Genomic DNA, 20,239 nt, shown 5'->3' on the forward strand with positions numbered 1-20,239 from the left:
GTCGTCATTTAGAGATTACCGGTGTGCAGCAGGATCTGCTTCCAGACCGAGGTTTCGTCGAACAGGGTCCATTCGCTACGCAGTTTGACCTGACCGGGCAGGACCGCGCCGAACTCGGCATGGCTGGCGCCCATCACATGCACGCGCGCCCCGGTCGGACGTCCGAATGCGCCCCAGCCGTCATGCGTGCCGGTCAGGCTCCATCGAATGGCCGAGCGGGGCGGCATATGCGCGTCGTCGCGGCCAATCTGGTGGTGGATTTCAAACGTCGCAGACGGGAAGGATGCGCGCAGACCCATCCAGAAGCGTTCAACGGGATCCCAGCCGTGGCCAGTCACTCCGCCCGCAAATTCAGCCTGAACCGCGCGGTCATATTCCGCTTTGATCACGGTAATGTCGGCATTCATGATGCGGGTCAGGATGTCTGCGTGGCGACTTCCCCATTCATTGTCATTGCCGCGACCCTTATAGGGACCGGGCTGGTCGATCTCGGGCGTGAAAGGTTTGACGCAAGCCTCGGGTCCGCCCTCGCGGGTAATCAGATCACGGGCGTAACCCACCACATCCCAACCCATTTGCCGTACAATTGCACCCTGATCGCGGATCAGCCATTCATCGTCGATGGCGTTGTTCTTGGCATGACAGTCCGCAATTACGCGATAGGCCAAACGTTTGCCAGTTGCTGCCCCATAGACGCCATCCCCCAGATGGGTCGCCGTGGTCAGGATCCGGTGCGAGGACAACATCCCATCCTCGGGCGTGCCGGACCAGATCACATCCTCGCCCAACAGCTCTCGATCGGGAAACTCTGCAAGGGTCGCCATGGTGGCGCCAATCACGCTTTCATTGCCGATCACCACGCTGCCGGGGCTGCGCACCACGATCTTGGGCGCATAGTAGTCGTGCAGCGTGGCCAGACCGCGATCTTCCCAGATCTCTTTGGTGATCCCGATAATGTAGTCTGGGAAATCCCTGAACTTGGGGTCAAAGCCCTTCATTGCTCCATCCTTTTGGGTTTGCGGGCGGATCCGCGCACGATCAATGGCCCTTCGATGGCCTCGCGTCGCAGTTCAGCGTTCTGTGGGTTTTCGATATGGTGCATCAGCGCCGAGACGGTGGCGTCCACCATGCGGTTTACGGGCTGTCGTATCGTGGTCAGGTCATACGCCCCCCACGCGGCCATCGGCACATCGTCATAGCCGATAACCGAGACGTCATTGCCGACCACAACGCCCTTGGCGCGCAGCGTATCAATCACAGCAAAGGCCATGTGATCATTGCCAACGAAAATGGCGTCCGGGTTGTGATCACGCAGCAGGGTTTCGGTGCACGCGATGGCCACATCACGCTTGTACATCCCGTCCAGCGTGGCAACTGACGCGGCACCGGCATCGGCGAGGGCGGCGTTGAAACCTTGTTTCCGTTCACGCCCGGTCGAACTGCCTTGCCAGCCCGAGATATGCGCAATCCGTTCATGGCCAGCCTCGAGCAGAAATTCTGCCACCTGTCGCCCACCCGCAATGTTGTCCGAGGTCACCTCGACAAAGGGGCTGTTGTCTTGGCCCCTGTTGAACAGCACTACCGGAATGCCGGCTTGCGTGGCGCGTTCCGCCAAGTCCGACGACAAAGAGACCGAGGCCGCCACGATCCCATCCACCTGATAATCCATCAGGTCTTGAATCACTCCGTCGATTCCGTCTGTCGAGTTTGGCGCCGTGAAAATCAGGATGTGATAGCCCTGCTCTTGAAGTGCATTGGACAGCTTCTCCAGCACGATCGGGTAGAACTGGTTTTCCAGATACGCGACCACCAGCCCGATGATGCGCGACCGCCCTGACACCATCGCGCGCGCCAGAACATTGGGGCGATAGCCCAGTTCCGCTGCGGCCTTGCGTACCTTCTCGATCGTTTTCTTCGACGCAGACGCGCCGGGTGTATAGACGCGGCTGACCGCAGACTGGCTGACGCCAGCGCGTTCGGCAACTTCGGCGGATGTGACCTTGAGCTTCATTCTGCCGTCCACCCCCCATCGATCATAAGCGCGGTTCCGGTGATCAAGCTGGACGCTTCGGAGGCCAGGAACACCACCCCGCCCATAATGTCCTCGACCTGACCAATGCGGCCAAGTTTGATCTTGTCCTCGATCCAAGCGCGGCGTTCGGGGCGATCAAAGGTCGATTGGGTCAGAGGGGTGACGATGAAGGTCGGACAGATCGTGTTGATCCGAATGCCCTTCTTGCCCCACTCGATCGCCATCGACTTGGTGAACCCTTCCACAGCGTGCTTGGTGGCGGAATAAACAGCACGGTCCAGACCGCCAACCTTGGCCATCTGGCTTGAGATATTGATCAGAGATCCGGGTTTCCCCGCCGCGATCAACCCCTTGGCCACGGCCTGCGTCAGGAAATAGGCCCCCTTGATGTTCAGCCCCGCGACCGCATCGAAATCATCTTCCGAGGTGTCTTCGGCTGGCGTGTGACGCGCCAACCCGGCCGAGTTCACCAACACGTCAAACGGCCCATGCTCCGCCACCGCAGCTTGCGTGGCCGCCACATCCGACACATCCATCGCCAGCGCTTTGGCTGCGAAACCAGCGTCTTTCAACTGCGCGACCAGATCTTCCAACGCCTCAGCACGGCGCGCGGCGACAGTGACCTCGGCGCCCGCTTCGGCCAGTGCCACGGCGCAGGCCAAGCCGATCCCCGAACTGGCCCCGGCGACCAATGCGCGTTTTCCGTCCAGTCGGAAAGAAGGGGTCTTGGGCAGGGTCATGTCTGGTCTCCGGTCGTAGTAATTCTGCCCGTTGGTCGGGCCTTGTTGAACATGCGCATACGTGCCAGCACATCCACACCCAACTGGTCGAAAATGTCCAGCAGGTCGACCAGTACCCAGTTTTCGCGGATCAGCCCCTCTTCCATGCGCCAGAAATCCAACGAGCGCAGAGTGATTTCTTGCCCAGCGGGCGCGATCCCCAACCAGCCATCACCGCTGATCGTTTGTTTCATGTTGGGCCAGCCCGTAACGGCGGCATAGTCGCCATCCCCGAAGAAGTGGAACGTCAACGCATCATCATGGGCGCCGCGATCAGGCATGGCAGCCAAAAACGGAATCTGGTGCCAGTTGCGAAAGCCCTCGACGCCACGCGCGGTGCCGATCCCGGCCGGGCCATACCAGTTGAACCGTGGATGCCAGAAGCGCTCCATCTCCATAACTTCGGGGCCACCTTGCGCCGGGTGCCGAACTAAATGTGCCAGCATATCAACGATATGGTCACAAGATGCCTTGGCCCGCGCGGCGTCCCAGGGGCCGGCCACGAACCCGTCTTGCGTTGCAGGTCCGGGGACGAGCATCTCGCGCCCCAGCGACGGAGCCATAGGCCACGCCCCGGCCTGCATCATCAGTTCCGGGACGTCCCAGATCGCTTGCACTTCGACAACCTTGTCGCCCTCAAAGCGATAGAACTCGTGAAAGCGCATATGCGCCAAATGGCCGGTCGGTGGAATGTCCAGCCAAGGCGCCATAAACGTCCCCACATAGTGCCCGCCGCACCCGACCCAATCACAGCCGTGATCATCCACGCCCGCCATCACGATCCAATCGCGCCGTTCCAAATCGGGCATCGCAGATAAGAGCGGCGCATAGGCCGCGTCATAAACCGCCCCTGCCCCCCGCAGAGAGCCGATGGGATGACACAGACGGATCTCGGCATCCTCGACCAGAAGCCCTTCAAGAGCCTTCCGAACCGACATCGCAGAGAAATCCCGCATCGCTGCACGCAGGGGCGCAATCAATTGCTTGTGGCGGCTATGACGATCCATCTTTCCTCTTGCTCAAAATACCTCGGGGAGCGCGAGGGGCAGCGCCCCTCGTTCCCGAGCTCTCCTCACTCAGCAGCGTCACGATAGGGCGCGCCTTCGCCATAGGGGACGTTGATCCCGCCATAACGACGCACCCGCACGTTGCACTGCTCGGCGTGCCCAACAAAGCCTTCAAGCATGCACAGACGCGAGCCGTACTCGCCGATCAGCGTCGCGGCCTCGTCGGTGGTTACTTTCTGATAGCTGTGCGTTTTCAAAAACTTGCCAACCCACAGACCACCGGTATAGCGCCCCGCCTTCTTGGTCGGCAGCGTGTGGTTGGTGCCGATCACCTTGTCCCCATTGGCCACGTTGGTGCGCGGGCCAAGGAACAGCGCGCCATAGCAGGTCATGTTTTCAAGGAACCAGTCGTCGCGATCGGTCATGACCTGCACGTGCTCCGAGGCGATGTCGTCGGCGACGGCCAACATCTCGTCATAAGTGTCACACAGGATCACCTCGCCATATTCTTCCCAGCTAACCCGCGCGGTGCCAGCGGTGGGCAGGATGTCTAGGATGCGGTCGATCTCGGACAGGGTCTCCTCGGCCAGGGTCCGTGAGTTGGTGACAAGCACAGCAGGAGAGTTATATCCGTGCTCTGCCTGACCCAGCAGATCGGTGGCGCATAGTTCGGCGTCCACCGTGTCATCTGCAATCACCATGGTCTCGGTCGGGCCGGCGAACAGATCGATACCGACGCGGCCAAACAGTTGACGCTTGGCTTCTGCCACGAAGGCGTTGCCGGGGCCGACCAACAGGTGCACGGGCGCAATGGTTTCGGTGCCAATCGCCATCGCACCGACGGCCTGAATGCCCCCCAGAACATAGATCTCATCCGCGCCGCCCAAATGCATGGCGGCGATCACGGCGGGGTTCGGTTCACCATTGAACGGCGGCGTGCACGCAATGATGCGCGGCACGCCGGCCACCTTTGCCGTGGCGACCGACATATGCGCCGATGCGACCATCGGGAACTTGCCGCCGGGCACATAGCAGCCCACCGATTGTACCGGAATGTTCTTGTGGCCAAGGATCACACCGGGAAGGGTTTCGACCTCGATATCCAGCATGCTGTCGCGCTGCGCCTGGGCGAAGTTTGTCACTTGTTCTTGGGCAAAGCGAATGTCAGCCATTTCCTGATCCGAGACCTTGGCGATGATGGACGCGATCTCGTCTTCAGACAGGCGATAGCTGGGGCGGTCATAACTGTCGAACTTAACCGCCAGCTCGTGCACCGCCGTGTCGCCACGCGTCTCGATGTCTTTCAGCGTGGCGGCGACAACGGCCGCCGTCTTGGCGTCATCCTCGGCACGGTCGGCTTCGGGTTTGCCACGTTTGAGATATTCAATAGCCATCATCTTCTTCCTTACTTGTCGGGGCGCGGCGCTACTTTTTCGCCGCGATCGAATGCTTCCCAGCCTTCGCCTTTGAAAATATCGACGCCCAGCTGTGCGGCGACGTGGGCGAAATCGACATTCACCCAATTGTCGACGATCTTGCCGTCGACGACTTTCCAGAAATCCATGTACCGGATCTCGACTCGCTTGCCGGTTGGTGCGATGCCCAGAAACTCGCCGGAATGAGTGGCTTCCTGACGCCCGAAGGCGGCGGCCCATTCACCCATATAGAGGCGCGCTTCGTCGATGCAGGTTTTGTCCGAAAACGCGGCTTGGAACGGGCGCTGCCAGTTGTCCTGGAACTCTTGCAGGCCGGTCTTGGTGCCGCAGCCTTGGTTGCCCATCCAGCGGAATCCTTGGGCGAAAAAGTCGCCAATGTCGTCGATGCGGTGGTCGTTTAGACCGTCCACCATGGTTTCAATCACCTGTCGGGTTTCATCGGTTTTGCTCATGTCGGTGTCGCGCGTCAGCACGGCTTGTTCGGGGCGGGAGCCTTTCATCGGGCCTCTCCTTTCAGAATGCGTTGGGATTGTGAGGGGGTGACACGCACCCCGATCAGAAAATCCCGTGGCATTCTGTTCAACGCCGGGTAGCGTGCTCCGGCGGGTTTGCGTGCGGAACTGCTCATGCTGCGTCCTCCGCGATCCCGGAGTGCGGTATGACCCGCATCCCAGTGATATGTGGCCAGCCGCCGCTCATTTGACCGCCGGCAGTACGTCGAACCCGAACTGCAACAACGCATGGGGAACATCGACAAACACCCAGTTCTCGACCAGCAGATCGCCCTCACGACGCCACCAGTCACTGACCCGGAACAGTACCCGTTCATTGGTCGGGCCGAAGCCCATGAACGGTTTGACATTGACACCGGTCAGCGAAGGCCACCCACCGGAGCAGGTGTAGTCGCCCTCTCCGTAGCGGGTGAAGTGCCGTGTCATGCCATTATTCGCGGACCCGCCCGACCAGCCTTCGAACTGGCTTTCGAACGGCACCTGGAACGACCGGAAATGGTCGATCCCGATGTACGAGCCCCAAGCACCCGGGCCGTACCACATCATGTTTTCGTGCCAATACGGCCGCCAGGCCTCGTCTTCAGTGGCAAGTCCCGACAACATGTCGGTGACAATCTGATAGCTTTTCCGCCCCGCGTCGGCATCCATCTCGCCACGCTTGATGCCGTCTTGTGAAGCTGGGCCTTGAACCAACCCGGTATGGCCGTACTCATCGCCGGGAACATAGCTGAGCGGCCACTGCCCGCAGGAGTTCATCAGCTCCGGAATGTCGAGGAAGATGTAGCTCTCGACCGCCTTGCCACCTTCCACCCGGAAAAACTCGCCGAACCGCAGATAGGTGAGCTTGTCGGTGGCGCGGATACCGATCCAGTCGCGGGCGAAATGACCGACATAATAACCGGTGGCGCTGACCCAGGTTGCGCCTTCGAACTCGCCAGTCATAGCGACATACTGACGGCGATATAGGCCCTCGAATGCCGCACGCAAAGGCTTCAGGAAATGTTCGCAATAGGCGTCGGCCCCTGCGATCTCATTGAACGGATGTACGATGTTGATTTTTGCGTCTGCTGCAAAGAAACGCTGCGCGGCGGCGTCAAAATCGCCGGGATGCTGCAACGCATCGGAATAGGCGAAGTAGGTGGTTTTGGCGGAAGACATCAGTCTTGGTCCTCGTGATAGGTACGGAATTGCGTGCGTGTGATCGACGTCACGCAACCCGGACCCGCCCGCATCTGCGCAAACGGAATCCGCCCTGGTCGCCGCGCACGAACAGCCGCCAGGGACAGTCTGGCTGTTCGTCCATGGGCGAAAACGGATTGAGATTCAAAACACTCCACTTTGGTCAGCCTTTCACCGCGCCAGCAGTCAGGCCGCCGACGATCTGGCGCTGGAAGAACATCACCAGAATGAATAGCGGCACAGTGGCCGAGACCACGGCAGCAACGGCAAACATCACGTTACCTTCGGTTTGGGTGGTGCCAAGGAAGGCTGCAATGGCCGGAACCATGGTGCGGTTGCTTTCAGACAGCAGCATCGCCCCCACAGCGAAGTCGTTATAGGCCAGCAGGAAACTGAACAGGCCCGTGGTGATAACACCCGGCCACATCACAGGAATGATCACCCGGCGAAAGGCTTGGAACTGGTTGCAGCCATCTACTTTGGCGCTTTCATCAAGCTCGCTCGGAATGTTCTTGAAGAACGAGTGCAGCATCCACAGGGTAAACGGCTGGTTGATCGCCACCAACACGATGATCGTGGTCGGCAGGATGCCCCAAACGTTCCACTCGAAGAACGGCAGCAGGTAACCGGCAACCAGAGTGATCGGCGGCATGGCGCGGAAGATCAGCGCCGTGATCAGCAGCCAGAACGTGTAGTTATAGGTGGAACGCGACAGGGCATACCCCCCCAGCGTCCCAATGGTCAGCGAAATGGTGACCACGAAGAAGCACACGAGGCCCGTGTTCAGCACATTTCGCCAGAACTCTTCCTGGATCCATGCTCCGGCATAACCGGTATCGGTAAAGGCCGAGCCGTAAACGGCTTTCGTACGTTCGCCGGTGATCGCGTTGGTCCAGTCGGCGATCGAGAAGAAGTCGAGTTCGACTTTGAACGACCCCCAGACCGTCCAGGCGAAGGGAAACGCCGCCAGGATGAACCAGAAGATGACGAAAAGGGATGACGCGATCCTCAAACCCTTGGGCATTCTTTGTGCGCGGCTGGCCATGTTATCGTGCTCCTTTGAAGTCGCGCCAAGTGCGAACAAGCACGGGCGAAAGAAGAATGGCGACCCCGATAATCGTGATCACGGAAGTTGCGGAAGCAGAGGAAAGCTGGCGTGTTTCTCCGCCGAGGTCATTGAAGATGAACGAACTGAGCGATTGTGCGTGGGCTGCAGCGTTGAAGCCGATGATGGGTTCAAACACCTTGAAATTGTCCATCAACTGGATCAGCGCCACGAACGTGACCAGCGGCATCAGGTGAGGCACAACCACGAACTTGACCTGTTGCCAGCGGGTCGCGCCGTCGATCTGGGCAGCCTCAAGCTGATCCTTTGGCAAGGTTTGTAGACCGGCATAGAATACCACGAAGGCAAAGGGGGCGGCGTGCCAGATACCATAGACGATCAGAGCCACCCACATCAGCCCCGTTGAGGCCTTGAGGCTGAAGTTCGGGTCTCCGGCCAAGGCGACCAGGGCTGATCCAATGACGCCCCGACTGTCGACCATCCAGAACAAAATCAACGAGCCGATCAGAGGAGTTACGATCATCGGCAGGAGCGAGAAGAAGATCATCAGCCCCTTGAGATGCCGGTGCAGAGAATTGATTGCCAGCGCGATGATCAAGCCCAACACGATTGTAAGCGGCGTCACAACAGCGACGAAGGTCATCGTAAAGGCCATCGCGCGATAGAAAGGCAAGTTTCCCAATTCTGAAAAGAACGCACCCAAGCTGTCGGTGGTCGCCCAAAGTTCGCCGACTTCCTTGACGGCCAGATGGCCGCGATCAAAGTAGATATCCAAGCCCACGAAGCGTCCCAAAGGTTGCTCGGCGCGCAGCGCGGCCGTTGCATCTTGGTCGATGGTGGTTTCGGTCGTGCAGCCCACAAGCGGGGTACAGTTTTCGACCTCGATCAGAACCGCCGGGTGCGGGGCAAAAATCGACTGGGTCACCACCGAGACGATGGGCAGCGCGATGAACAAGAGCATCGCTAGTCCTGTGGGCAGGAAAAACCAAAGGAATGTCTTATGGCGCATAGCACTATCCCGGCGTGAATTAGAAGTTGCGGACGGCTAGGAAAGCCGCCCGCACGTGTGGTTCCTTACTGAAGGAAGCCTTTTTCGACGGCAGCAGCGCGGTAAGCTGCTTCAACATCGGCCAGCGCTTGTTCGGCGCTTTCCTTGCCTTGCATGAAGTCAGCAAGTTCGTTGCCGAGCGCGCTGTGCAGCAGGCCGACATAGGGCAGCATCGGATAGGGCGTTGTCCCCATCTGCGCGGCCGCGAACACACCCTGAGCCGCGTCGGTCGGCTGGTAGCCGTCGATCAGCCAAACAGCCAACGGGCTGGTTTCTTCGTTCAGCATCTCGGGGCGAATGCCGTGTTTCATGGCGATGAAGGTCGCTTCTGCTTCCGCGTCAGAAATGTTCTTGCCCACGGTCCAGCCGTCCCACCACAGGGTGGATGCCGGGGTCGTACCACCGCCAACAGTCAGCGGAGCCGCGATGGCGTGACCAGCCACAACTTCTTCCAGAACACCTTCGGTGGTCGTCTGTTGTGACGCGCGCGAGCCCCACATGTTCATGATCGCGACGTTACCCGCGCGGTATTCCGCGTTGGTGGCGTTGGAGTCATGCGTCAGGAAGTCGGGGTTCATGTATTCCGACAGAGCCTTCATCATGTTGAGCGCGTTGACGCCGGCCTCGGTGTTGATGTTGGGTTCAGCCGAGCCCGCTTTGAAGTGGGTGCCGCCATAGCCGAGGAACATGTTGTTGAATTCCTGGGCCAGATTCCACCCTGCGGCATATGCGCCGCCAACCGGGTTTTGCATGATACCCTGCGACCGGATCGCCTCTGCGACCTCAAGCATTTCTTCATAGGTCGTGGGAACGTCGACGCCAGCCTGCTCAAGGATATCCTTGCGGAACATCAGGTGCTGTGCGTTGGCCATGAAGGCCACAGCCATAATGTCGCCGCCAATCTTGATCAGCTGCGTTTCTTGCAGCCCCTCACCATGTTTGGCGACCAGATCGTTCAGCGGACGGATAACGTCTTCGTTCATCAGAGCCACGATCGAGCTGTTGGCAACGATTGCCGTGGTGTATTCCGACGGGTTGCCCGACAGGCCAGCCACGTTGATGGTCTGGTGCTCGGAAGTTAGGTTGGATTCGACGGTCGCGCCGGTGCATTCTTGCGCGGCGGCGCCGATGGCCTGAATGGCGGCAAACTCGTTGCCGACAATGCTGACGCGCGCGCCAATCTCACAGGCAAACGCGCTTCCTGCCATAAGGGCAAAGGCGCTGGACAGAGCCACTTTCCTAAAAAACATTGGTATTCCTCCCTGGATGGTGGGTGCATCTTCGAAGGCTGCACCCCTTGATTGCCCCGCCTTGCGACGGAAAAAGTGGGGTTATTCCCCCAAACGCGCCCCTGTTTCAGCATCGAACAGGTGGCAGTGATCTTTGTGGATGTGCAGCGAGACAGTGTCGTCGATCTCGGCGCGGAATGTCTTGTCGGCTTTCACCGACACCAGTTGCCCGGACAAACGGACCGAGACCATGGTGCTGTCTCCCAGCAGCTCCAAGGTATAGATCGGCGCATTGATCTCGCCGCCAGATCCATCATGCACAACGCTTGCATCTTCTGCGCGGAACCCAAGGGTAACGGGACCGTCAGGTGCGCTCAGACCTTGGACCTCGGTGTATTTCGCGCGGAATACACCGTTTTCCATCGTTCCTTCGATCAGGTTCATTGCGGGTGAGCCAATGAAGCTGGCGACAAAGGCATTGGCTGGACGGTCGTAGATATCGACCGGGGTTCCAACCTGCTGGACCACTCCCTGCTTCATGATGACCACACGGTCGGCAAGGGTCATCGCTTCGATCTGGTCGTGGGTCACATAGATCGTGGTCACCGCCAGTTCGTGCGACAGGTTTTTGATCTGCGCACGGGTCGAGACGCGCAGCTTGGCGTCAAGGTTCGATAGCGGTTCATCCATCAGGAACACATTGGGCTCGCGCACGATGGCACGGGCCAAAGCCACGCGCTGACGCTGGCCGCCCGACAGTTCGGCCGGTTTGCGGTGTAGGAAATCGTCCAGCTCGACCATGGAACTGGCACGGCGGACCTTTTCGTCATGGGTCTTGGGATCAATGCCACGCACCTTCAGCGGAAAGCGGATGTTCTCGTAGACATTCATGTTGGGATAGAGCGCATAGCTTTGGAACACCATCGCCACATCGCGGTCCTTGGGCTCAAGATCATTGACCTTGACGCCATCCACCAGGATGTCGCCTTCGGTCGCATCTTCAAGCCCTGCGATCATGCGCATGGTGGTGGTCTTGCCACAGCCCGAAGGCCCCAGAAGCACCAGAAACTCTTTGTCCGCAATGGTCAGGTCGAAATTGTCGACCCCGACGAAACTGCCCCAACGCTTGCTGATGTTCTTCAGCTGGATCTCGGCCATTCGGATTCCCCTCCCATTGGAATCGGATTTTGCATACGCATGCAAAAACGTTAGGCTAGCCTGCAACAATTTGGCAAGGTAAATTTGCAAACGTATGCAACAAAGCCTTCAAGCTACTGACGGAAAGCGAAAATTTATGACGATAGCTCAAGACGCCAAAGCCGTGGTGCAGCGATTCCAAGCAGCACTCGACGCCCCAGATGCAGATCTGGTGCAGGTCTTACAGACATATACAGGCCCGAATTTCGTGTGGCGCGGGTTCCATCCGTTCAACGAGATGACCAGCCCCGGTCAGGTCGCATCCTTGTTCTGGACCCCTCTGCGACAAAGCCTGACATCACTTCAGCGGCGCCAAGATATCTTTTTCGCCGGAACCAATCAGATGGACGATTTCAGCAGCGTCTGGGTGGTGTCGATGGGGCACCTGATGGGCCTGTTCGACAAGGCCTTCTGCGGCATCCCGCCGACCGGCAAGATCGCCATGCTGCGCTATTGCGAATTTCACCGGATCGAAGGCGACAAGATCGTCGAAACGGCCATGTATTTCGACCTGCCCCACCTGATGGCGCAGGCGGGCATCGTGCCTTTCCCCGATCATACCGCCGCACAGTTGGTGCAACCCGGGCCACAAACCCATGACGGGTTGCTGTTTGATGCCCAGCCCGTGCAAGAGGGCGTGGACACGCTGGCCCTGATCAACCGGATGATCGGCGATCTGGGACAATGGGACAGCGGATTGAGCCTTGAGGATGAGTTGCGACAGACTTGGGCCGAGGACATGCTGTGGTGGGGTCCAACCGGGATTGGCGCGACCTATACGATCCAACGCTACGCGAAACAGCACTCTGGCCCGTTCCGCGCGGCGTTTTCTGATCGATCCAAAACAACACACATCGCCCGACTGGCCGAAGGCGCCTATGGCGGGTTCTTCGGCTGGCCCAATTTCACGGCCCGCCTGAGAGGTGACTTCATGGGAATGCCTGCGACCAATAAGACGGGTGAGTTTCGCGTGATCGACATCTATCGCCGTGACGGGGACAAGCTGGCAGAAAACTGGATCTTCATCGACCTGCTGCATTTCTGGAAAACTCAGGGTCTCGATATCCTGCAGCGCCTGCAAGACGGAGGCTACGCATGATCGACGCGCATCATCACCTGTGGGACCTGACTGCGGTTCGCTATCCTTGGCTGATGGCCAAAGGCGTCGAACGGTTTTTCGGAGACCCCTCACCGATTCAACGAAACTATCTGCTGGATGAATTCCGCGCGGATGCCGCGGCACAAGGGGTCTCGGCCTCCGTGCACATTCAGGTCGGTGCCGAAGACGGTCTGGCCGAGGCCACATGGGTTCAGTCCGTCACCGACACCACGCCCGAATGGCCGATTGCGCAGGTGGTCTTCTGCGACCTGACCGCACCAGACCTGGACACGCAATTGGATGCCTTTCAGGCCCTGTCCACGGTAAAGGGCGTGCGCCAGATCGTCGGGCGCGCGCCGGGCGAGGATGCGGTGACAGGGACCAACGATCTGTTGGACAATCCGCGATTTCTGGACGGACTGCGGGAAGCCGGACAGCGCGGATTATCCTTCGATTTGCAACTGATCCCCGAGCTAATGGAGAAAACGGCGCGAGTGTTGGAGCAGACCCCGTACACCAAGATCGCCCTATGCCATGCGGGCAGCCCGCATGATCGCTCACCCCAAGGGCTGGCCGATTGGGCCACGAAACTCCGCGCCCTGTCCACCTTGCCTCAGGTCACCTGCAAGCTGTCGGGGCTGGGCATGTTTCAGCACAACTGGATGGTCGATGACTTCCGGCCCATCACCGACACCTGTTTGGACCAGTTCGGCCCCGACCGCTGCATGTTCGGATCAAACTTCCCGGTCGACAGCCTGTATTCCGATTATGCCACGCTGGTCCAAGCGCACCGCGCCATCGTCCCGCACGAGATGCACAAGGCGGTATTCCATGATACAGCCGCGGCATTCTATGCGCTGTGAGGTAAGGGCTGAAAGATGAGCGAAACCTTCATCTACGAGACCACCGTCATCTCGGACTGGATCGACTATAACGGTCACATGCAGGACGCCTATTACGGGCTGATTTTTAGCTATGCCGTCGACGCCGTGCAGGATGCGATCGGGTTCGACGCGGCCTATCGCAAACGCACCGGCTGCACGATCTATCTGCTAGAAGACCACAAGTATTTCCTGAAAGAGGTCAAGTTGGGCGCGGCGTTGCGTATCGAAACCGTGGTGCTGGACAGCGACGAAAAGCGGTTTCACCTGCACCTGACCATGCTACACGACGGCACCCCCGTGGCCATCAGCGAAACGATGGAGCTGCACGTCAACCAACACCCGACACCCCATGCTGAAGCGATGCCCACCGAAATCGCCGAGCGGTTGGCCGCCGCACGGGTCTCCAACCCTGAAGCTCTCAAATCCCGATCGCGCAGGATGATGCTGAAGCGATCATCCTAACACGAATGCAACTATCTCAAAGTCCGCGACGCTCGCCGCTGGTAAGAGACGTTGCCGAGAGCCGTCACTACTCATCTTCTAGACGCCTCGGGTAGAAATGATGACCCTCCACCAATCTGTAGCGAAAGTCCGCACCCCCATGGTACTTTTCGCTGCGACCGCAATGTGCAAATAGCTGTCATTGGGGCTAGTGCGGCGAAAGTTCACTAGGTCCCGCTCTCCCGACCTTGTCGCCGACGGCACCGAACGGCCGGTATTTGAGTGACTTAGCACGCTCAGGTTTCTGCAGTTCGATAGCCTCGCCGCCTTTGCCAGCGCTAGTAATTCACCTGTTCGAAGCCGTAGTTGCCCTCATAGTCACGCCAATCGACGAAGACAGATCGGTGGTAGATACCGGGGCAATTCTGGCCCCAACGTTCAAGTCCCACATGGGCCTCGGGCAGGGCAGTTATGGAAGATCGTTGCCAAGAGAAATCGCCTTGGATCCCATAGGTGCCGAGGACCACGGTCGCGCTGTGATTGCAGTCACCGTCACGACCGGATTCATGCTGCCGCGCATAGCGAACATCAAAGACGCGGATGGACCGCACAAAGTTGAACTCAGGTCCGCCAATATCGATGTCCGCGCGGTCCTGAATGAGCCGGAGTGCCTGGTCGGTGGAAACGAGATCGTCGACTGGCAAGGATTGGAGCGGTCGACGGCTGTCGGGCCGGTACAAGGCTTCAAAGATGCGGGCAGCGTTGTTTGATGGCCGATCGCCCTCATAGGAGGCGCCCATGGGACAGCGCCAGATTTGCAGCGGTGGTTCCAACGGCCAGGGCGTAATCCGCCGGATAAATTCGGCGCGAGCCCGGGCGCAAGGGACGGAAGCGGGCCACCCGCCAGATAGGCAGAGGAGTATCGCGCAATCGATCGGGTAAGTCTGCGCGCGCGCAGGTGTCGGCAACGAAAAACTTGTCACAGTCAAAGCGACAGCGATCGAGGGGAGGAGATTCTTGAGTAAATGGCGCATGCTGAGGTGCCTCCGTGACAGGAGCCCAGCATGCATACGAAAATATACTATCGCAACATTAAGTATAACGACGCATAACAATGGTTATGTTAATTGATCCATCCGCTTCGGCCTCCGGTCGATCGGTACGCCGGCTACCCGCGCGGACTGGCAAACATTTCCGCAGCTCTCACACATGCCGTGGCGAGCACCTGGGTTGGATCAACCAACGGGATGCAGGGTTTTTCAGTCCCCAAGAATTCAATGAGAGGAAGTTCTGTGCAACCCAGTATCGCAACTTCCGCACCCAACCTGGTGACTTCGTTGATTACATCAAGAAGCTGCTCTGCGCATTTGCCTTTTGTACGGCCTGCCTTGACACCCTCGGGGCCATAAATTGCCTCCATGAGCTTCGCTTGCACTTCGATGTCCGGAACGATCGGGACAAGCGCCTTCTGCTCTAAGGCGGTTTGGTACAACTGGCTTGCGATTGTGCCGTTCGTGCCCAAGACGGCGACCCGTTCAACTTTTGGCTTCATGTCCTGGATGTGGCCAACCGTTTCAGAAAGAATGCTTACGATCGGGATATCTAGGTGCCGTTGGAGTCGATCAACATAGGCGTGTGCCGTATTGCAAGGTATTGCGATGATCTGAGCTCCGGCGTGCTCAAGTTTCTTGCAAGTGGAATAGAGCGCGATTGTCGGATCCGGGCCACCTTTGGTGAGGTTTTCTGTCCGGTCGGGGATTTGCGGGTTCTGCTCAACGACCAGCTTAATGTGGTCCTGGTCGCGTTGTGCGGCCGTTGATGCTACGACTTTTCTGAGGAAATCCACGGTAGCCGCAGGGCCGACCCCCCCTACTACACCTACTTTGAAAGGTGTACGCTTTTTGGCCGAGGTTTGACGAAGCGCGTAGGTTGCATAGACGGCATTTACGTCGATTATCCTAGGGCCGTTCTCGCGATCCATATTGCGAAGGATGATCGGCAGCTCGGTCATCCCCGGCAGCACCAGATCGACTCCTTCTTCAGCGAGTGAACGGATGACAAGCTCGATCTCGCCGCGTACGTCTTCCAGCGCGCGCCCCGCTTTGAAACCGTCGGGACCATAGATTGCGCCCAACATCGCCGTCTCAGCTTTGTCATCGGGATAGACCACCTCGCAATTTTCACCGAGCAGCTTTTCGAAGAACCTGCTCTTGCGCACGTAGGGTGTGGTCAGCACGCCAATCCGACGCACTTCAGGCCAGGTGGCCTTCAATTCTCCGGCGATCGCGTCCCCGATCGAAATCAGTTCCAGCGGTAACTCCGCGGCAAGCTCTTCAATGAATGTATGAGTGATGAAACAGGGCAGAAGGGCTACGTGGCATCCATTTTGCTCCATCCGCGCGAGCGTGTCGAAAACATAGAATTTCCGATGCGTCGGTGTGTAATCCGGACTGGAAACCGGAACGGTTTCAGTCAGCGGCTTCTGCTCGAACAAAATGTCCCGGTGATCGCTTTCGGACCGGACCGGTGTGGCCTCTACAAGCTGGTTGAGGATATCGGCACCACCACGCGCCCCGAGGCCGCCCACAATCCCCAATTTCACGCGCCCGCTTTTCATCTGACCGTGTCCAGAGCCGACGTGTCGACACCCTGCGCCTTGCAGGCCTCGCGGAGCGTAATACCGTCCGCCAGCGCCTGTTTGGAAAGCCGCGACGCTGCATCATAGCCGATTACAGGTGCGAGCAGCGTGGCAAGGACAAGGCTTCCGTCAAGGAGCTCCGCGCAGCGCCCCTCGTCAGCCTGAATGCCCTGTACGCACCGGGTCGTCAAAACGCTCATGCCGTTTGCCAGTGTCGTCATGGTTTCCATGACCTTGTAGAAGATCACCGGTTCCATCGCGTTCAATTGTAGTTGTCCGGCTTCCGCCGCCATGGTGACGGTCAGGTCGTTGCCGATCGCCTGATAGCAGATCTGGTTGACGACCTCAGGGATGACCGGGTTCACCTTTCCTGGCATGATGGACGATCCCGCCTGCGCGGGCGGTAGGATGATTTCCCCCAGACCCGCGCGCGGGCCAGAACTGAGCAGCCTCAGGTCGTTGCAGATCTTGGACAGCTTGATCGCCACACGTTTCAATGCACCTGAAAACATCACGAAGGCGCCCAGATCGGATGACGCTTCGATCAGGTCGCTTGCGGGGGTCAGGGCCAACCCGGTGATCTCACTCAGATGCTCTACGGCGCGGGGTCCATAGCCTTCCGGTGTGTTGATTCTGGTGCCGATTGCGGTGCCGCCGAGGTTGACTTCGGTCAACAGGCGGCCAAGGTCCGCTATGCGGTCGATGTCTTCGGCCAGGGTATTGGCAAAGCTGTTGAATTCCTGCCCCAAGGTCATCGGAACGGCATCCTGAAGCTGGGTTCGCCCGACCTTGTTGATATGGGCAAAGGCCTCTCCGCGCTCGCGGAAGGCATCGACCAGCGCGCGCAGCGCCTTGGTCAGATCGCCCGCCTTGGCCAGAGTCGCAAGACGGATCGCCGTCGGATAGACGTCATTTGTCGATTGCGACCTGTTCACGTCGTCATTGGGGTGCAGCCTGGCATAGTCCCCGAAATCCGCCCCGAGATCTCGCAGACCGAGGTTTGCGATCACCTCGTTAGCGTTCATGTTGGTTGAGGTTCCTGCCCCGCCCTGCATAACGTCCACAGCGAATTGATCATGGTGTTGACCTGCGATGATCTCATCGCAGACCTTGATAATGGCCTGTTCCTTGTCGGACGCCAACACGCCAAGTTCCGCGTTGGTGCGGGCACAGGCTTTCTTGACCTGCGCCAGCGCAACCACGATTTCTGGATAGTGGCTGATCGGAATGCCCGTGATCGGAAAATTCTCAAGGGCTCGTTGGGTCTGGGAGCCCCAGGCGGCGTCTTCGGGAATGAGGCTGTCGCCGATACTGTCCCGCTCGGTTCGGCCGTGGTGCATGTTCATGAGCTATACTCACAGAATCTGACTGAGGAACAATTTGGTGCGGTCGTCCTGGGCATTGTCGAAGAAGGTCGTCGGTGGGCCGTGTTCAACAATAACGCCGCGATCGGTGAAATAGATGTGATCAGCCACTTCTCTTGCGAACCCCATTTCGTGGGTCACTAGGATGCAGGTCATGCCTTCGGCCGCCAGTTCCTTGATGGTCACCAGAACCTCCTTGACCGTTTCCGGGTCAAGAGCCGCCGTCACCTCGTCGAACAACATCACGTCGGGCTGCATCGCAAGTGACCGTGCAATCGCAACCCGCTGCTGCTGACCACCGGACAACTCGCCGGGATAGGCGTCTTCCTTGCCCTCCAACCGGACCTTCTTGAGAAGTTCGCGTGCGCGTTTCTCCACCTCTGTCTTGTTCTGTTTCATTACAAGAACCGGAGCCATCATGATGTTCTGAAGCGCCGTCTTGTGCGGGAACAAGTTATACTGCTGAAACACCATCCCGATCTTTTTACGAAGGGCCAGTTTATCCAGATCGGGTTGATGCACTTCCATTCCTTCGACCTTGATCGATCCTTCCTGAATGTCGTTCAGCGCATTGATGCAACGGATCAGGGTGGATTTGCCGGACCCGGACGGGCCGATGATGCAGATCACCTCGCCCTTCATGATGTCCATGTCGATGCCCTTCAGCACCTCCAGCGCACCAAAGGACTTGCGCACATTGCGGATGGACACGATGGGTTGGTCCGGCGTCCATGGGGCGGTTGATGTATCGGTTGCGGTCATTTTGAGGTCCTCACAGCTTGACGGCGAATTTGCGTTCCAGCCGCAGCGTGAGCCGCGCAATCGGATAGCAATAGGCAAAGAATAAGATCAGCACGAAGCCATAGAACGGCATCAGCAGCTCGGGGCGGTTGTTTTCGGCGACGATCGCCTGACGGGTCAGGTTCACGACCTCCTCTACCCCGAGGATCGACACCAGCGGCGTGGCCATTGTCAGAATCGCATACCAGTTCATCCACGGTGGGATCATGCGTTTGAAACACTGTGGCAGGATGATGCGCCACAAGGTCTGGGTGCGGGTAAACGCCAGCGATTCAGCGGCCTCCCACTGGGTGTTGGGCACAGACCCGATGGCCCCGCGCACGATTTCAGAAATGTTCGCCATGATTGGCAAGGACAACCCGAAAACCGCCTTGATCCAGGCAGGAACAAAGTAGTCTTGGCCAAAGATCGTGACCTCGAACGGCAAGGCCAGCATCACGATGAAAAGGATCACGAGCCATGGCGAATTGCGAAACAGCTGGGTGATGAACCAGGCGGCGGCGCGCACCGGGCGGGACAGGGATATCTGGCCAAGCCCAAGCAGGACGCCGACAAACGTACCAATCAGGAGGCACAGGAACGAAATCAGGATGTTAAAGAAGAACCCCTTGGTGATCAGGAAGGGTGCCCACCGCCAAAGGGCGTTGAATGGGCGCACAGCTTCACCGGACTGTGCGGCAGCCAGGGTCGGCCACAACACCAGCAGAACGAAGAAGGCGAATGGAACCCACGACGGTACCGAGGCAATCACGCGCGTGAGAGTCATGGGGTCGTATTGCAGCCCAGTCCGGTCAACGGGCTTCAGGACAGCCAGAGGCTTCATTGTATTCATGGTCTAATCCTCAGTTTCCGTAACCTGGAATTGCCAAGCGGCGTTCCCAACGATTCATGCCAAAAACCATGATGCCGACGAGGCCGATATAGACGACGAAAAGCAGAAGCATGGCGGGGTACTGCGCGGACGGGTAGTCGTTCCAAATCGTCACCGCCTGATACAGAAGCTCGGGCACGGCGATTGCAAAGGCCTGTGTGGTTGTCTTGATCAGGTTCACGAGGTTGTTGTTGAGCGCAGGAAGGCTCACCCGGAAGGCCAGCGGCAGGATGACGTAGATGTAGGTCTGCAGTCGGGTCATGCCGAGCGCTTCGCTGGCTTCAATGGTAGAGTCCGGAACTGCCTCAATGCCAGATCGGAAAATCTCGACGTTGAAAGCGCCAGCAAAGAAGGAAAGCGAGATGATCGCCCAGCCGACATTCGAGATGATCGGCACTTGCAACCACCCGTCTGGCGAGTAGGTCGGTGTCAACTGACCAAGCGCGAAGTAAAAGAAAAGCAACTGAACGAAGGGCGGCGTGTTCCGAAAAAGCTGGATGTAGCCTTGAACCACGGCCCTCAGCACGCGCAGTTTTGATCCCTGAAGCCATGCCCCGACGACGCCAATGATGACACTGAAAATCAGACAGGCCACGGAAAGCAGCAGCGTGTATTGTATCCCTGTCCAGATCTTTCCAGCCTGAACGGGCTGGTAG

General features: G+C 58.6%; 20 protein-coding genes. 3 read left to right on the forward strand and 17 right to left on the reverse strand.

Going from position 1 to position 20,239, the window contains the following annotated elements; translation table 11 throughout:
• Window positions 1-8: 8 nt before the first annotated feature.
• The 11 genes from VWY75_RS01505 to VWY75_RS01555 all read right to left on the reverse strand — a co-directional run bounded on the left by VWY75_RS01505 (window position 9) and on the right by VWY75_RS01555 (window position 11,446).
• Complete coding sequence (locus tag VWY75_RS01505) at window positions 9-998, reverse strand: ester cyclase (protein ID WP_416538543.1); 990 nt, start codon at window positions 996-998, stop codon at window positions 9-11.
• Window positions 995-2,011, reverse strand: coding sequence for a LacI family DNA-binding transcriptional regulator (locus tag VWY75_RS01510; protein ID WP_416538544.1), 1,017 nt, complete (start codon window positions 2,009-2,011; stop codon window positions 995-997). The genes VWY75_RS01505 and VWY75_RS01510 overlap by 4 nt, the downstream gene beginning before the upstream one ends.
• Window positions 2,008-2,772 (reverse strand): SDR family NAD(P)-dependent oxidoreductase, encoded by a 765-nt coding sequence (locus VWY75_RS01515; RefSeq protein WP_416538545.1) that lies wholly within the window; start codon window positions 2,770-2,772, stop codon window positions 2,008-2,010. The genes VWY75_RS01510 and VWY75_RS01515 overlap by 4 nt, the downstream gene beginning before the upstream one ends.
• Window positions 2,769-3,818 carry an ester cyclase gene (locus VWY75_RS01520; protein WP_416538546.1) on the reverse strand — a complete coding sequence of 350 codons (1,050 nt, stop codon included), beginning with the start codon at window positions 3,816-3,818 and terminating at the stop codon, window positions 2,769-2,771. The genes VWY75_RS01515 and VWY75_RS01520 overlap by 4 nt, the downstream gene beginning before the upstream one ends.
• Before the next feature lie 65 nt (window positions 3,819-3,883).
• Window positions 3,884-5,212, reverse strand: a complete 1,329-nt coding sequence (hisD, locus tag VWY75_RS01525) for a histidinol dehydrogenase (protein WP_416538601.1) — start codon at window positions 5,210-5,212, stop codon at window positions 3,884-3,886.
• An 11-nt stretch (window positions 5,213-5,223) separates the two neighbouring features.
• On the reverse strand, window positions 5,224-5,754 hold the full coding sequence (locus VWY75_RS01530; RefSeq protein WP_416538547.1) for an ester cyclase: 531 nt from the start codon (window positions 5,752-5,754) through the stop codon (window positions 5,224-5,226).
• A 195-nt stretch (window positions 5,755-5,949) separates the two neighbouring features.
• Window positions 5,950-6,924: a hypothetical protein gene (locus VWY75_RS01535; protein ID WP_416538549.1), complete on the reverse strand. Its 975-nt coding sequence runs from the start codon at window positions 6,922-6,924 to the stop codon at window positions 5,950-5,952.
• Window positions 6,925-7,108: 184 nt separating this feature from the next.
• Entirely contained in the window at window positions 7,109-7,990 is an 882-nt protein-coding gene (locus VWY75_RS01540; protein ID WP_416538550.1) for a carbohydrate ABC transporter permease, read from the reverse strand.
• A gap of 1 nt (window position 7,991) precedes the next feature.
• Complete coding sequence (locus VWY75_RS01545; RefSeq protein WP_416538551.1) at window positions 7,992-9,020, reverse strand: carbohydrate ABC transporter permease; 1,029 nt, start codon at window positions 9,018-9,020, stop codon at window positions 7,992-7,994.
• A 65-nt stretch (window positions 9,021-9,085) separates the two neighbouring features.
• Entirely contained in the window at window positions 9,086-10,309 is a 1,224-nt protein-coding gene (locus VWY75_RS01550; protein ID WP_416538552.1) for an ABC transporter substrate-binding protein, read from the reverse strand.
• Between the two features lie 81 nt (window positions 10,310-10,390).
• Complete coding sequence (locus VWY75_RS01555) at window positions 10,391-11,446, reverse strand: ABC transporter ATP-binding protein (RefSeq protein ID WP_416538553.1); 1,056 nt, start codon at window positions 11,444-11,446, stop codon at window positions 10,391-10,393.
• Between the two features lie 136 nt (window positions 11,447-11,582).
• Between VWY75_RS01555 and VWY75_RS01560 the strand changes: the two genes are divergently transcribed.
• From VWY75_RS01560 to VWY75_RS01570, 3 genes are read left to right on the forward strand one after another with little or no spacing between them, the layout of a single operon-like run.
• Window positions 11,583-12,584 carry an ester cyclase gene (locus VWY75_RS01560; RefSeq protein WP_416538554.1) on the forward strand — a complete coding sequence of 334 codons (1,002 nt, stop codon included), beginning with the start codon at window positions 11,583-11,585 and terminating at the stop codon, window positions 12,582-12,584.
• A complete protein-coding gene (locus tag VWY75_RS01565; protein WP_416538555.1) occupies window positions 12,581-13,447 on the forward strand; it encodes an amidohydrolase family protein in 867 nt (288 codons plus the stop codon). Before VWY75_RS01560 ends, VWY75_RS01565 begins: the two co-directional genes overlap by 4 nt.
• Before the next feature lie 15 nt (window positions 13,448-13,462).
• Complete coding sequence (locus VWY75_RS01570) at window positions 13,463-13,930, forward strand: thioesterase family protein (protein ID WP_416538556.1); 468 nt, start codon at window positions 13,463-13,465, stop codon at window positions 13,928-13,930.
• Between the two features lie 317 nt (window positions 13,931-14,247).
• Here the strand turns inward: VWY75_RS01570 and VWY75_RS01575 are convergent, their stop codons facing one another.
• From VWY75_RS01575 to VWY75_RS01600, 6 genes are all read right to left on the reverse strand, one after another.
• Window positions 14,248-14,943, reverse strand: coding sequence for a hypothetical protein (locus VWY75_RS01575; protein ID WP_416538557.1), 696 nt, complete (start codon window positions 14,941-14,943; stop codon window positions 14,248-14,250).
• 134 nt (window positions 14,944-15,077) lie between these two features.
• Entirely contained in the window at window positions 15,078-16,526 is a 1,449-nt protein-coding gene (locus tag VWY75_RS01580; protein WP_416538558.1) for an aspartate/glutamate racemase family protein, read from the reverse strand.
• The gene (locus tag VWY75_RS01585) at window positions 16,523-17,893 is read right to left on the reverse strand and encodes an aspartate ammonia-lyase (protein ID WP_416538559.1); all 1,371 of its coding nucleotides are present in this window, start codon (window positions 17,891-17,893) and stop codon (window positions 16,523-16,525) included. The genes VWY75_RS01580 and VWY75_RS01585 overlap by 4 nt, the downstream gene beginning before the upstream one ends.
• A 9-nt stretch (window positions 17,894-17,902) precedes the next feature.
• Complete coding sequence (locus tag VWY75_RS01590) at window positions 17,903-18,673, reverse strand: amino acid ABC transporter ATP-binding protein (RefSeq protein ID WP_416538560.1); 771 nt, start codon at window positions 18,671-18,673, stop codon at window positions 17,903-17,905.
• A 10-nt stretch (window positions 18,674-18,683) separates the two neighbouring features.
• Window positions 18,684-19,544 (reverse strand): amino acid ABC transporter permease, encoded by an 861-nt coding sequence (locus tag VWY75_RS01595; RefSeq protein ID WP_416541595.1) that lies wholly within the window; start codon window positions 19,542-19,544, stop codon window positions 18,684-18,686.
• A gap of 10 nt (window positions 19,545-19,554) precedes the next feature.
• On the reverse strand, window positions 19,555-20,239 hold a 685-nt coding region (locus VWY75_RS01600), incomplete at its 5' end, for an amino acid ABC transporter permease (protein WP_416541596.1).

Source organism: Phaeobacter sp. JH20_08 (assembly GCF_048056635.1).
Lineage (GTDB): Bacteria > Pseudomonadota > Alphaproteobacteria > Rhodobacterales > Rhodobacteraceae > Phaeobacter > Phaeobacter bryozoorum.